9 protein-coding genes and 1 other annotated feature are annotated in these 12,897 nt (G+C 45.7%); of the genes, 6 read left to right on the top strand and 3 right to left on the bottom strand.

Annotated features, from left to right (window positions below):
* Positions 1–46: 46 nt before the first annotated feature.
* Complete coding sequence (locus U4956_RS01660; protein ID WP_323088530.1) at positions 47–628, top strand: hypothetical protein; 582 nt, start codon at positions 47–49, stop codon at positions 626–628.
* Between the two features lie 526 nt (positions 629–1,154).
* The gene (locus U4956_RS01655) at positions 1,155–1,757 is read left to right on the top strand and encodes a hypothetical protein (protein ID WP_323088529.1); all 603 of its coding nucleotides are present in this window, start codon (positions 1,155–1,157) and stop codon (positions 1,755–1,757) included.
* Between the two features lie 92 nt (positions 1,758–1,849).
* Here U4956_RS01655 and U4956_RS01650 read toward each other — a convergent pair whose 3' ends face one another.
* Together U4956_RS01650 and U4956_RS01645 are read right to left on the bottom strand one after the other, a co-directional pair.
* Positions 1,850–3,019, bottom strand: a complete 1,170-nt coding sequence (locus U4956_RS01650) for an aminotransferase class I/II-fold pyridoxal phosphate-dependent enzyme (protein ID WP_323088528.1) — start codon at positions 3,017–3,019, stop codon at positions 1,850–1,852.
* A 342-nt stretch (positions 3,020–3,361) separates the two neighbouring features.
* Positions 3,362–4,726, bottom strand: a complete 1,365-nt coding sequence (locus U4956_RS01645) for a sodium-dependent transporter (protein ID WP_323088525.1) — start codon at positions 4,724–4,726, stop codon at positions 3,362–3,364.
* Between the two features lie 522 nt (positions 4,727–5,248).
* Positions 5,249–5,491: a binding site (T-box leader), on the top strand.
* Positions 5,492–5,765: 274 nt separating this feature from the next.
* Here U4956_RS01645 and U4956_RS01640 point away from each other — a divergent pair.
* The 4 genes from U4956_RS01640 (at position 5,766) to U4956_RS01625 (ending at position 11,832) form a co-directional block, all read left to right on the top strand.
* Positions 5,766–8,387: a valine--tRNA ligase gene (locus U4956_RS01640; protein WP_323088524.1), complete on the top strand. Its 2,622-nt coding sequence runs from the start codon at positions 5,766–5,768 to the stop codon at positions 8,385–8,387.
* A 474-nt stretch (positions 8,388–8,861) separates the two neighbouring features.
* Positions 8,862–10,235 (top strand): IS4 family transposase, encoded by a 1,374-nt coding sequence (locus U4956_RS01635; RefSeq protein ID WP_323088523.1) that lies wholly within the window; start codon positions 8,862–8,864, stop codon positions 10,233–10,235.
* Between the two features lie 269 nt (positions 10,236–10,504).
* Positions 10,505–11,437, top strand: a complete 933-nt coding sequence (locus tag U4956_RS01630; RefSeq protein ID WP_323088521.1) for a pyridoxamine kinase — start codon at positions 10,505–10,507, stop codon at positions 11,435–11,437.
* A 44-nt stretch (positions 11,438–11,481) separates the two neighbouring features.
* On the top strand, positions 11,482–11,832 hold the full coding sequence (locus tag U4956_RS01625; RefSeq protein ID WP_323088519.1) for a hypothetical protein: 351 nt from the start codon (positions 11,482–11,484) through the stop codon (positions 11,830–11,832).
* Between the two features lie 176 nt (positions 11,833–12,008).
* Here U4956_RS01625 and U4956_RS01620 read toward each other — a convergent pair whose 3' ends face one another.
* Entirely contained in the window at positions 12,009–12,806 is a 798-nt protein-coding gene (locus U4956_RS01620; protein ID WP_323088517.1) for a histidinol-phosphatase, read from the bottom strand.
* Positions 12,807–12,897: the final 91 nt, after the last annotated feature.

Raw genomic sequence — 12,897 nt, 5'->3', positions numbered from 1 at the left:
CAGTGAAAAGAATCGTCGACAATCAGCAGGACAAGGAGAAAATCTTATGGCTTTATCGAATAAAGAAGTTATTTTGTTTTATAAATTATGGCTTTCGCTTTTACAGTTCGTTAATAATCATTACCACATCAGTGACAGCCTCCCGAAAGTGCTGGAACAGCCGGTAGGGCTGGATGTCCAGGCAATCGCCCGCGTTGCTTCTTATCTGTTTGAGCATCTCAATATCGTGGACGAATATTTATCTGAGAATCCGGACCATTTTGACGACGAAAAACTGGAAATTATCCGTACGTGGAAGTATCCAGTCAAGGGATATTTCTATGTCGAGCGGATTCTGAAAAAAGGAGCAATGCTGGTTTCGTTGGATGGAGAGGTGTATTGCGTGAGTTCATTGGTTTCAAGCTGGGAGGAAATGGTTCGAAACCAGAGCCTGCCAGTGATCATTCAAACTGTTCTGCTCCCCTTTAAAGACCAGATCACCTATGCTTCTGTGATGCAGGGAGAGCCTGTGTCTTGTGGTGGAGGCATACAAAGCCAGTTGAAAGAAAAGTATCTGAAAGCCAAAAGGGCCGGCCAAATCATTGACACGGCAAAAAGGCTGATTCAAAGTGAAAAAAGGAAGGCGTAACCTTTCATTAATCGTAAAGACAAGCTTGAGATCGCAGATTGCGTGCTGATTTTCCAGGATGGCCCAATGCTATTAAACAGTTAATATTTGATCTAACGGATAATCGTCGAAATCACTTTGTATAAAGGGATAGCGAGCTTATCTATTGGTAATTAATATTTAGCGGTTCCTTATTGAATCTTGATATAGGCTGCAGGATCTTGCTGGCAAGAGGATGATACGCTTTTGAGAGAACTTGAGTTCGTGAATGAGTCAGGAACAGATTTGGGTTTTGTCTGATGGCTTGCCATGAATTCAGTTTTTGATCCGCTTTGATAATCTATGCCTGGTTCTGTTTCCACAAGGAAGACCAGGCTTTTCTTCTTTCTGGCAGTTTGATAGATATTCTGGCGATCAAGAAGAAAGCATTGCTTTACATTGAGTTGAAGTTGTTCAGTACTTCTATTATGGAAAATTATTGGTACCACCACAGCATCGGAGAAAAAATCGCCGGCAACAGCAGGCAATTGATATGAGGGAGGATTGTATGGCTTTATCCAGTTCAGATGTCAAATTGTTTTATAAATTGTGGCTTTCGGTTTTGCAGTTCGTTGATACTCGATATTGTATTTCCCATGTAGCCACACAAAAGGGCCGTCCTATCGTCACTATGGACGAAGAAACAATCTACAACATTGCTTCCTATATGTTTGGTCATCGCGAAGTCATTGACGAATATGTATCTGAAAATCCTGGCCATTTTAGTAGCGATGAATTAGAAATTATCCAAAAATGGAAATATAGAGTCAACACGACCTTTGTGATCGATCGGATTGTAAAAAAAGGAGCCATTCTGATTGCGACCAACACTTCTCGCGTTTATTGTGTTGAGCCGATTCTTTCATCGTGGGACGAGCTGACTGCATCTCATGATCTTCCAGCCAGCGTTGAAACAGCCCTGCTGCCATTCAAGAATCAGATTATTTTTGATTCGATTTTGAAGGCGAGCTCTGTGGAGCTTAACCCAGAAATGTGTGAATGGGTAAACGCTATTTATCTGAAAGCAAAAAGGAAAAGGGAAATCATTTCGTCGGCTGCTGAACTGATTAAAAGTGAAAAAAGTCCAGGCTGCACCAGCTTTCGAAAATAACTCCGATCAGATTTAAAAATAAAAGCTGAATTGAAAAAGCGGCCCCCAACATGGCAGACATAATGGGACCGCTTTTTTGCTTCTTTTACCTTTTAGGCGAACAGGCCAGACTGGGCAATTCGTCTGGCGGCTTCCGCTACTTCTTCATCGCTGCGCACTAATGCCAGGCGGACAAATCGTTCACCCTCCTTGCCAAAACTGGTTCCGGGGTTGGTCAGCACACCAGCCTTTTCAAGCAGGACGTTCATGAACTCAGAAGAATCGGCATATTGATCAGGGATGGGAGCCCAGACAAACATTGTGGCTTTTACCGGATCAATTTTCCAGCCGGCACGGGCAAACTGGTCGATCAGAAATTCAGCACGGCGTTTGTATTCTTCACGAACTTGTCTGACAAAGTCTCCTGATCGGGTCAGGGCGGCAATGGCTCCAGCATGGACTGGGCCGAAGCTCTGGAAATCGATTGTATTCATCAGTTTGGAATACGGGGCAACCAGATCGGCGTTACCGACTAAAACAGCCATTCGCGCTCCGCCCATGGAATAGGATTTTGAAAATGAATTGAGTTCGACACCGATTTCCTTTGCCCCTGGATAAGACAGAAAACTGCGGCCAGGTTCACCATTGAAAATCAGTTCGCTGTAGGCGTTGTCATGAATGATCAGGATTTCATTTCTGGTCGCAAAATCAATCAGCTTTTCATAAAAGTCGTCGCCGGCAACCGCTCCGGTTGGATTGGAAGGATAGGAAACCAGCATCAGTTTGGCTTTTTTGGCAATTTCTTCAGGAATTTCATCAAAATCAATCAGATAGTCGTTTTCCTTACGCATGGGCATAAAGTACGTTTCTGCTCCTGCCAGTAAAGGGGCAGTTCGATAGATTGGATAACAGGGATCGGGAATGAGCATCAGATCGCCTGGATCCAGTAGGGCCATCGGCAGATGGCTTAACGCTTCCTGGGAACCCTTAAGCGGGAAGATTTCTTCTTCAGCCAGTTCGACGCCATAACGTTGGGCATACCAGTCCTGGACAGCTTTTAAAACTGCGCTGGAGGGCTGAAGGGTATATTGATAGTTTTCATCAGCCAGAGCAGCCTTGGCGATCGCTTCTTTGACTTCTTTGCAAGGAGGAATGTTGGAAGAACCAACGGAAAAGTCGATGACCTGTTGACCGGTCCGTCTGGTATAGGAAGTTTTGGAAGCGGCAAGGTCGGAAAAGGAAGGCGCGTGGATGTCATTGACGCGCTTTGCAGCATATTTCATAGAGTTACCTGACTTTCTTAATTTGGGATGAATTCGAATTTTGAAAATTCTTAGGTATTATAATGCGAGTTTCTGAAAGAAATTGAAAACACTGCCTGCCTTTGCCAAACTCTATGGCTTTTTGGCAATTTTACTCTCACTTTGCCTGCCTGCAAGATCAAGAAAACTGGATCCTGAATGAGTCGGGCTGATTACAGTCATGCCTTTATCCTTTTGAAAACAGAAACCAAACCAGTTAGAAAGTCGAAGGGCAAATTAAGTCAAAGAAAAAGACAGTTCGGGCAAAAAGGACATTGAAAGAAAAGGGCATTGAAAAAGGAGAACCTGCAGGTTCTCCAGAATTTAAGCTTTAGGCAGCAGACCAATGACCAGAATCACCGCGATAATCACGGGCAGACCATATTTACAATAGGGATGCATCCATTCCGGGACTTTTAAGCCCTTGCCCATATTGGCTTCTTTTTTGAAGTTGTCCCAGCCCCAGCCAAGTTTTGACGTACAGAACAGAACAAAGATCAAAGAGCCGCCCGGCAGCAGAATATTGGAAACCAGGAAGTCTTCACCATCGAGAATCGTACTGCCAGCGCCTAGTGGCTGAATGGAGGCGAGCAGGTTGAATCCAAGAGCACAGGGCAGCGAGAGGATGAAGATCGCAATCGCATTGATCAGGCAGGCTTTCTTACGACTCCACCCAAAGGTATCCATGCAGGAAGCCAGAATGTTTTCAAACACAGCCAGAACGGTTGAAAAAGCCGCAAAGGTCATGAATAGAAAGAACAACGATCCCCAAAGACGGCCAAGCGGCATCTGGTTGAAGACATTTGGCAGCGTAATGAAGATCAGACTGGGTCCAGATGTGACATCGACCTTGAAAGCAAAGCAGGCCGGAATGATGATCAGCCCTGCGCAGATCGCGACCAGGGTATCCAGCAGGGAAATGTTGAGTGATTCTCCCAGCAAAGAGCGATCTTTATCAATATAAGATCCAAAAATCGCCATGGCTCCAATTCCAAGAGACAAGGTAAAGAAGGCCTGGTTCATGGCAGCCACAATGACATTGAGTGGTCCGATTTCCAGAAATCGATTCCAGTCGGGAAGCAGGAAATATTTCAGACCTTCATCGGCTCCTTCTAAAAACAAAGAGTTTCCTGCTAAAACAAGCATCAGGATCAGCAGGGCACTCATCATCACTTTGGTGATCCGCTCCAGACCATTTTGTAAGCCAATGGCACAGATCGCAAAGCCGGCAGCAACAATAATGGCCATATAGCCGACTTCACCAACCGGATCAGCGAGGGTGCCGCTGAAATAGGCCGCTACGCCATCCGGATTCAGGCCCTCAAAAGCCCCCAGGACCGTATCCACAAAGTACTTCAGCATCCATCCGGCAACTGTTGTATAAAACATCATCAGCAGATAGTTGCCCGCAATCGCAAAAGGTGTATGCCAGTGCCAGTGTGAATGCGGAGGTTCAAGGGTTTTATAGATCGAGGCTGGACTTTTCTGCGCCCCGCGCCCGATCGCAAATTCCATGGTCATGACTGGCAGGCCCAGAATGACCAGGAAGAACAGGTAAATCAGAATAAAGATAGCTCCACCATTCTGGCCGGCGACGTAGGGAAATTTCCACACATTGCCAATACCGATGGCACATCCTGCCGAAAGCAGAATGAATCCCAGCCGGGAGCCAAGTTTTTCTCGTTGCATAGAGGTTTATATTCATCCTTTCTATCAATCGATGGAATCAATCGGCAGCCAGAGCAACCGCGATCGACTTTCAAGCAGACCAGAGCTATGCGTCCTCCAGTTTTGCCTGGCTTGAGTATACCGGCCTTTTTTACCCATCCAAAATGAGCGGTCGGACAAAACCCAAAAATAGCCGAATTCTTGGGAAACTTAAGGGTTTTTTAAAGAAGAAAAGATGGCGGACAGTTGAAATCATGCCAAATAAATGAAGCAATCCCAGAAAAATAGGGACTGTAAAAGAAACCGGGCGGAAGAACTTCCTGACAAGCCCATAGGCAATGTCCGCCCAAACTGTCTGGCAATTTGGATGGAGAGAAATTGCCTATGGTACGAAATGAAATGGGCGGACTGCTGAAGTGAATTGATTGCACAAAATATGACTGGCCGCGCTGATCTGGAGCAGGAAAAGCTGTGGAGTAAAGGCAAGTTTTGCCGGAAACTGGTGCGATTCTTGTTTTTTGGCAGAAAATGATTAAACTGAACATAAATGCGAGGAACAGAAGGAGTACCCGGTCTGAGAAAGCAAGAGAGTTTCCGGTTGGTGCAAGGAAACCTGACAGGACGGGGAAGGTAGTCTGGGAGCAGCGGCTTTGAATGGAGTAGAAGCTGACGCCGACGCAGCGTTAGGCGAAGAGGTTTTCGGCAGTGAAGAAGAATCCAGAGCGGATACAGAATTCAACTGACTGAAGCAATTTAGGTGGTACCGCGGGTTTTCTCGTCCTGAAGCAGGATGGAAAACCCTTTTTTGTTGGTCTGCCAGGTTGTCTGACCTGTCTGCACGCATTGATTTGTACGTTGATCTGCCACATCCTTGCAGGCAGCCATGGCCTGCAGCGCAATCACAATGTTCCAGAAGAATTTCAGAGGCTGTTTTCTGAGATCGATCAGTTTTTGCCTTTGATCTGAGCCTGGTGATCTGGACGCATGTCTAAATCCGGGCTGTACGTTTAAATCTTCATGCATGGCAAGCCGGAACGACCGGCATCTAGAAAGGATTTTTATGAAAGAACTCTCCAAAAAGTATGATCATAACCTGGTGGAAACACCCGAGACGTATCAGAACTGGATTGACAAGGGCTATTTCACAGCTGGTGACCAATCCAAAATTCCATTTACAATCGTCATTCCACCTCCAAACGTAACGGGAAAACTGCACCTGGGACATGCCTGGGACAACACTTTGCAGGATATTCTTTCCCGGTATAAACGTCTTCGCGGCTATGATGTTCTGTATTTGCCAGGGATGGACCATGCCGGGATTGCAACACAGGCAAAAGTTGATGCCCGCCTGCAGTCTGAAGGCATTTCCCGTTATGATCTGGGCCGGGAAGGCTTCTTAAAACGTGCCTGGGAGTGGAAGGGTGAATATTCTGACTTCATCCGTAAGCAGTGGGCAACCATGGGGCTGTCTCTGGACTACACCCGCGAGCGTTTTACACTGGATGAAGGCCTTAATAAAGCCGTCAATAAAGTTTTTTGCACGCTTTATAATGAAGGCCTGATTTATCAGGGGGAACGCATTATCAACTGGGACCCGCAGGCAAAAACTGCGCTGTCCAATATCGAAGTGATCTATAAAGAAATTCCAGGCAAGATGTATTACTTCAAATACATCGTTCAGGAAACGGGCAAGGAACTGGTCATTGCGACCACTCGTCCAGAAACCATGTTTGCCGACCAGGCAATCTTCGTTCACCCGGATGATGAACGCTATAAAGACATCGTTGGTCTGCATGCGATTAACCCGGCAAATGGCGAAGCTCTGCCCATCATGGCGGATTCCTATATCGATATGGACTTCGGTACAGCTGTTATGAAATGTACGCCGGCTCATGATCCCAACGACTTTGAACTGGCTAAAAAATATGGCCTGAAAATGCCAATCTGTATGAATCCGGATGGCACAATGAATGAAATGGCTCATCAATATGAGGGGATGGATCGTTTTGAATGCCGCGAAGCCTTAGTCAAAGACTTCGAAGCAGCCGGTGTGGTTGACCATATTGAAGAACACCCGCATAACGTTGGCCACTCCGAACGGACCGGCGTTATTGCTGAACCATATCTTTCCAAACAGTGGTTTGTGCGCATGAAACCGCTGGCTCAGGCTGTTCTGGATGCCCAGAAAACCGATGAGCACATCGCCTTCATTCCGCCGCGTTTTGAACATACCTTCAACCAGTGGCTGGAAAACATTGAAGACTGGTGTATTTCCCGTCAGTTGTGGTGGGGACATCGTATTCCTGCCTGGTTCCACAAAGAAACGGGTGAAATCTACGTTGGGCAAACCGCTCCGGAAGATATCGAAAACTGGGTTCAGGATGAAGATGTTCTGGATACCTGGTTCTCTTCCGCCCTGTGGCCATTTTCTACCCTGGGCTGGCCGGAAATCACGGATGACTACAAGCGTTACTATCCAACCGATGTAATGGTGACCGGTTATGATATCATCTTCTTCTGGGTAGCCCGTATGGCTTTCCAGGGCCGTCATATGACCAATAACCGTCCATTCAAGGAAGTTCTGATTCATGGTCTGATCCGCGATTCGCAGGGACGCAAGATGTCCAAATCGCTGGGCAATGGTGTCGATCCAATCGATGTCATCCATAACAAAGGCGCTGACGCGTTGCGCTTCTTCTTGACGACCAATTCTGCGCCTGGCATGGACTTACGTTTTGATGAAACCAAACTGGATTCCAGCTGGAATTTCATCAACAAGATCTGGAACGCAGCCCGCTATGTTCAGATGCAGATGGAAGAAAACCACACCTATACGCCAGACTTTACCAGACTGTCTGAAGCGGACATGTGGATTTTAAGCCGTCTGAATGAAACCATTCAGAATGTCACCAAAAATCTCGACCGCTATGAGCTGGCTATGGTCGGAAACGAACTGTACAGCTTTGTCTGGGATGATTTCTGCTCCTGGTATATTGAGCTGTCCAAAGCGGCTCTGAACTCTTCCAATGAGGAAGTTCGTTCCAATACGATTGCGGTTCTGGTTTACGTTTTGAAAGCCATCCTGATTCTGCTTTCACCATTCATGCCATTCGTAACGGAGCACATCTATACGGCTCTGAACCTTGGCAAAGAAAGCATCAACCTGGAAGACTGGCCAGAAGTTCCAGAATTCGAAGTATCCGAAAAAGCCGTTGCCGATATGAACCTGATCTTACGAGGCATCGAAACGGTCCGTGAAATCAAGACGCAGTATGGCCTCAAACCAAAAGAAGAGATCAACATTCTGCTCACGGACAACGAGGGCATGCCTTATGCGTTAAGCGAAGAAGGGAAAGCTCTGCTTGAAGGCATGGCCAAAATCGTTCTGGTGGATGCCCTGGAAAGCGAAGATCTGCTCGTTCGCGACGTAGAGGGCTTCAAGCTCAATGCAGCCATGGCCGATCTGGTTGATGTAGAAGCTGAAATTGCCAAACTCGAAAAAGAGATTGCCCGTCTTGAAAAAGAAGTTGCCCGCGGTGAAAAGATGCTGTCCAACCCTGGATTTGTCAACAAAGCGCCACAGGCCAAAATCGATCAGGAAAACGCCAAACTTGAAAAGAATAAAGCCTTAAAAGAACAGACCGAAGCATCGCTGGCACAGATGAAAGCCCGCAAGGCGTAATGGAGCGCCAAAACAAGCTATTCAATCAGACCTGGAAGAAATGCTGATGGAAACCAGATTCTTTTCCATCTTCTTAGCTTTTTGAAGGACTGACTGTTCAATCAAGAGATCGAAGCCGCTGGTACAGATCTTCGCAAATGAAAACGAAGACTCTGATCCTGCGGCTTTTCTGTGCGCAAAAGAAAAGGATCTTTGCCGGCTTCTGGTCTGCTGAAAATGGAGAAATGATTGTTTTCAGATTAGAATTTCTCTAGACTTCGAAACGAATGAACAGCTTTGAACCAAATGAGGGATTGTTTGACTTAAGACTATTCCAAGGCCAATGTCATTTAGCTTAGTTTTTGTCCACCATCCGTATACAGATGGTGGATTTTATGTTTTCTGGTTTAACGAAAATTAACTTTGACAATAACTCCATAATTATCTAATTTAATCCTTATCACGTTGAAAACATAACTTTATAAGGAGGAAAATATGGCAACTAAAGTTACTTCGCCGCACAGGATTTATCAAAAATTCATGAAATTCCTTGAGGAATTTGCCCACAAACAGGAGAAGATTCTTGCTTCTCAAACAGGAGCTTTCTCACGAAGTCATTATCGATCATCAAAAATAAACTTGTTCCATTTCCTGAATACATCCATTATCGGGAATGGGGCAACACTCTCCGATTTGTCCATGAACTATTTCGGCATGGGCAGTGTAAGACCATCTGCTTCAGCACTTGTTCAGACAAAAGCCAAGACTCCAGTCAGCGTATTTTCAGCACTGCACAAATCCACATTGACACTTTATTCCATGGATAAAAAATATAAAGAACACAGGGTAATCGCTTTTGACGGAACCAATGAACCTGTTGCGCCAAATGAAGATGAACCTGACTACATCATTTATACCAAGAACAAGGAAAACATTATCCGGGCCGGTATTCACGTTAACGCAGCCTATGACGTACTTAATGACAAATTTTTAGCCATCGTCACTCAAGACCAGAGGTCCAAAGACGAACGGGGCGCTGCTATGAAAATGGTCAAGGAGATTCACGAAGCTTATCCTGGCGAGACATTTCTCTTTGTCATGGACAGAGGGTATTTTTCTTATCCATTGTGTAAGCTTATTGAATCCTTAGGGCACAAATACCTCATACGTATGAAAGAACGAGAGTATAGCTGCCTGACTTATACAGAGCTTGACCATACAGAAGACCAGCAGATCAGCCGCATTCTTACCCACCACCAAAGAAAAGAGGAAAAAGAAAACCCCCAGATGAAATACCTGGTCAAAAAATCAATGAGACAGATTGATCCAGAATCTGAATTTATTGATTTTGACTGCAGGGTGGTAGCTATCGAGATTGGCGACAACGTCTGGGAAGGACTGATTACCAACCTGGATGAAGCAGAATTTCCTCCGGAGGCTCTTGGATTTATTTACCACCTAAGGTGGCGAATCGAGCAGAGTTTCTCCTGGCTTAAATATGGAATAGGAATGAAACGTATCCACTCGATAAAAGCAGAATACATCATTCAGGAGATTTATTCATCCCTTATCTTCTACAATCTGGTTTCCGAGATCAAAAAGTGTGTTCTTGAATCATCTCAATCGGATAATAAAGAAGAGAATCAGACAACTTATGAATACCAAATCAATACAACTAAGGCGATACGGGCTATCAGGAACACGTTCACCCCGAAGTGGACGAAGAATCGAACGATTCGTCAAATTACAAAAGCGGAGTTTCAGGCTCTGACTGAGGAGCTGCTCAGAGAAAAACTACCTGTTCGACCAGAGAGGAGCTTCAAACGAAATCTCCATCCCAATCGTTTGATATGGTTCACTTACCGATAAGTGCGTTATACGCGCATTTAATGAACGCTATGTGCTTGTTAATTTCTTAAAAGCAGCTCTTATCAAAGAGTTGTTTTTAGTGCACCTATTTGGACGAATACATCCAGATTAATCAATATATTTTGTGCTTATTTGGTGCATATGAATGGATGAGGACCGGATTCAGTCTCGATCATTCACTTTGTCTTCAATTTTGAGACAAAGTTTAAAGTCATATTTTTCTAGCTAAATGACATTGATTCCAAGGCATCAAAAAGGAGGAATTCCGTATGGAAGAAAACAGAAATCGAAATGAAAAGCAGGCACCCCAGAAAGCGGATCAATCGGCAGAAAACAGACCCGGTATGCATCAGAAAAAAGCTGCCCTGATCAATGATCTGTCAGGTCTTGGGCGGTGTTCTCTGAGTGTTCAGCTGCCTGTTCTTTCTGTCATGCAAATTGAATGCCTGCTTCTGCCTACCTGTGTTCTTTCCAACCATACCGGCTATCCTTCTTTCTACCTTCGAGATCTTACGGAAGACCTGGATTTGATGATGGAGGAGTGGAAAAAGCAGAAGGTGGAAGTTGATGCCATTGTGACAGGCTTTCTATCCAGTGAAAAACAGATTCATCACGTCCTGCATTTTCTCGATCTGTTCCAGAAGCCGGATACGCTGGTTGTTGTCGATCCAGTTATGGGGGATCATGGAAAAGCCTATCCGACCATCACGCCGGCTTTGCAAAAAGCGATGCGCACCCTGACTGATCGAGCGGATGTTCTGCTTCCCAATCTGACGGAAGCCTGTCTTCTGACCGATACAGAGTGGAAAGAGCATTTTTTGCGGACGGAGATCGAAGCCATGGCAATCCAACTGACAGAGATGGGGGCCAGGAAGGTTGTCATTTCCGGGATGGAAGAAGGTCAGAACATTTGTGACTGCACTCTGGAAAAGGGAAGTCAGGTACACTGGATTGAATCGAAAAAGAGTGCCCAGATGCGATCGGGCACCGGAGATTTGTTCTGTGCGGTTCTGACTGGCGCCCTGCTTCATGAAAAGTCATTGGAACAGGCAGCCAGAATGGCCGGCGACTTTGTCCGCAAATCTTTGGAGGTAACCAAAAAGCTTCACGTTCCCGACGAAGAAGGAACGGCGTTTGAGATGGTCCTTTGCGATTTGTGTTGGCAATGTGAAGCAAAGGGCCAGGAAGAAGGCAGTTTTTGAGGTTCAAGAGGCCAGCTGCCAGGAAGGGGACGTATAATTCAGTCATGCAATCGTATATTCTTGATGCGCGAACGATCGATCCCAAACAGGATCCAGCCGATTTTCTGTGCAAGTTTTACAGTCTGCCCTCGATGAGCATGCCAGAACTCAAGCGCAGCCTCTATGCCGATCCGGATGTGAGAATTACAGAAGTATTTAACTGGCCAGTTGAAGGAACAAGCTGGAAAGCCATTGCCAGTGCGCTGGAAATCATTCAGCAGCACTCCGCTTCATTTTATGTGATCTGGGGGCCCGAAACTTGCAATGCGATCGAGCTGGATGAAGAACGACTGGAAAACGAAGGCAAACCTGTTTTACAATCGACCACAAGCACCTGTCCAGACGAAGACAGATAATTTACAATCGATGTTTTTGCGCCGCAAGACCTGCTTTCAGAGCAGGCTTTGCGGCGCATTTTTCGTGGGGATTTTGATTTTTCGATCCTCTGCATTTGCGGGTGGTTTTCGGTTTGGTGGGAGTGTGGTTAGATGTGTCAAAAAGAAAAGGCCGCAGAGTTTGCGGCGGTAAAGCGTCAACGGACGAAATGAAGGCGATCAATGGCTGCAGGACTTAGAAGCTTTCTGGCTGTTTCAATGGAATCTTTGTAGTTGCCGATCTGCGGCAGGTGATGGGTATCCAGTCCATAGATGGCATGAACACCGTATTCGGCAGCAATCTTCCAGAAATCAGCACACGGATAAGTCACTTTGTCGATGATGCCCTGGTTGAGTTTGTAAGGTGGAAGCAGATTGATTTCCAGTGGAATGCCAGTGCGTAAAGAAGCTTCGCAGATGCGGCAAGCCGCCTTTTTTTGGGCTGGACCGAACGTTGTGCGGTTGAGCATATAGTAGTCAGGATGGGCGACCAGTGAGATTTTGCCTTTTTCCATCGCAGCAACCACCATGTGGGCATAGCGTTCAACATCTTCATCGTTGACTTCTTCACTGCCCATGACGACCAGCGTACCGTCTGGGCGGCGGATAAAATGCTGGCCAAGAATCATCAGATCCAGACGATCGCAAATGGAATCGTAAAATGGTTCCAGTTCAGGCAGGTATTCAACTTCCAGACCGGTTTTGATGTCGATCTGGTCTTGATACTTGGCTTTAAGATTTTCAATGCTTGTCAGATAGTCTTCAAGCTGGTCAAAGTCCATCCGAATGTTTTTTCGCGGATCGATGACGGGATGTTGCGGCGTGTGGTCGGTAAAAGCTATGGTTTTAAAGCCATTTTGAATATAGGCTTTAACGAATTCTTCATCGTCGACCATTTGAGCATGTTTGCAGCGCCAGGTATGGGAATGGAAATTGTAGTCCATTAGATTGTTCATAGGAGTCTCGCTTTCAAGAAGTATTTGAGAAAAACGGATCTCATTCAAAAAGAGAAACAGTTGATCAGAACCATTATAGCAGGACGAAATC

The organism is Allobaculum sp. JKK-2023, from assembly GCF_034745455.1.
In the GTDB taxonomy this organism is placed as follows: Bacteria; Bacillota_I; Bacilli_A; order Erysipelotrichales; family Erysipelotrichaceae; genus Allobaculum.
Note: the sequence above shows the minus strand (reverse complement) of the source record. Positions and strands in the feature narration are given on the sequence as shown.

Coding starts and splice junctions, on each gene's coding strand:
- U4956_RS01645 (WP_323088525.1), bottom strand. CDS start 4,726: ATGCAACGAGAAAAACTTGGCTCCCGGCTGGGATTCATTCTGCTTTCG.
- U4956_RS01635 (WP_323088523.1), top strand. CDS start 8,862: ATGGCAACTAAAGTTACTTCGCCGCACAGGATTTATCAAAAATTCATG.
- U4956_RS01650 (WP_323088528.1), bottom strand. CDS start 3,019: ATGAAATATGCTGCAAAGCGCGTCAATGACATCCACGCGCCTTCCTTT.
- U4956_RS01620 (WP_323088517.1), bottom strand. CDS start 12,806: ATGAACAATCTAATGGACTACAATTTCCATTCCCATACCTGGCGCTGC.
- U4956_RS01625 (WP_323088519.1), top strand. CDS start 11,482: ATGCAATCGTATATTCTTGATGCGCGAACGATCGATCCCAAACAGGAT.
- U4956_RS01655 (WP_323088529.1), top strand. CDS start 1,155: ATGGCTTTATCCAGTTCAGATGTCAAATTGTTTTATAAATTGTGGCTT.
- U4956_RS01640 (WP_323088524.1), top strand. CDS start 5,766: ATGAAAGAACTCTCCAAAAAGTATGATCATAACCTGGTGGAAACACCC.
- U4956_RS01630 (WP_323088521.1), top strand. CDS start 10,505: ATGGAAGAAAACAGAAATCGAAATGAAAAGCAGGCACCCCAGAAAGCG.
- U4956_RS01660 (WP_323088530.1), top strand. CDS start 47: ATGGCTTTATCGAATAAAGAAGTTATTTTGTTTTATAAATTATGGCTT.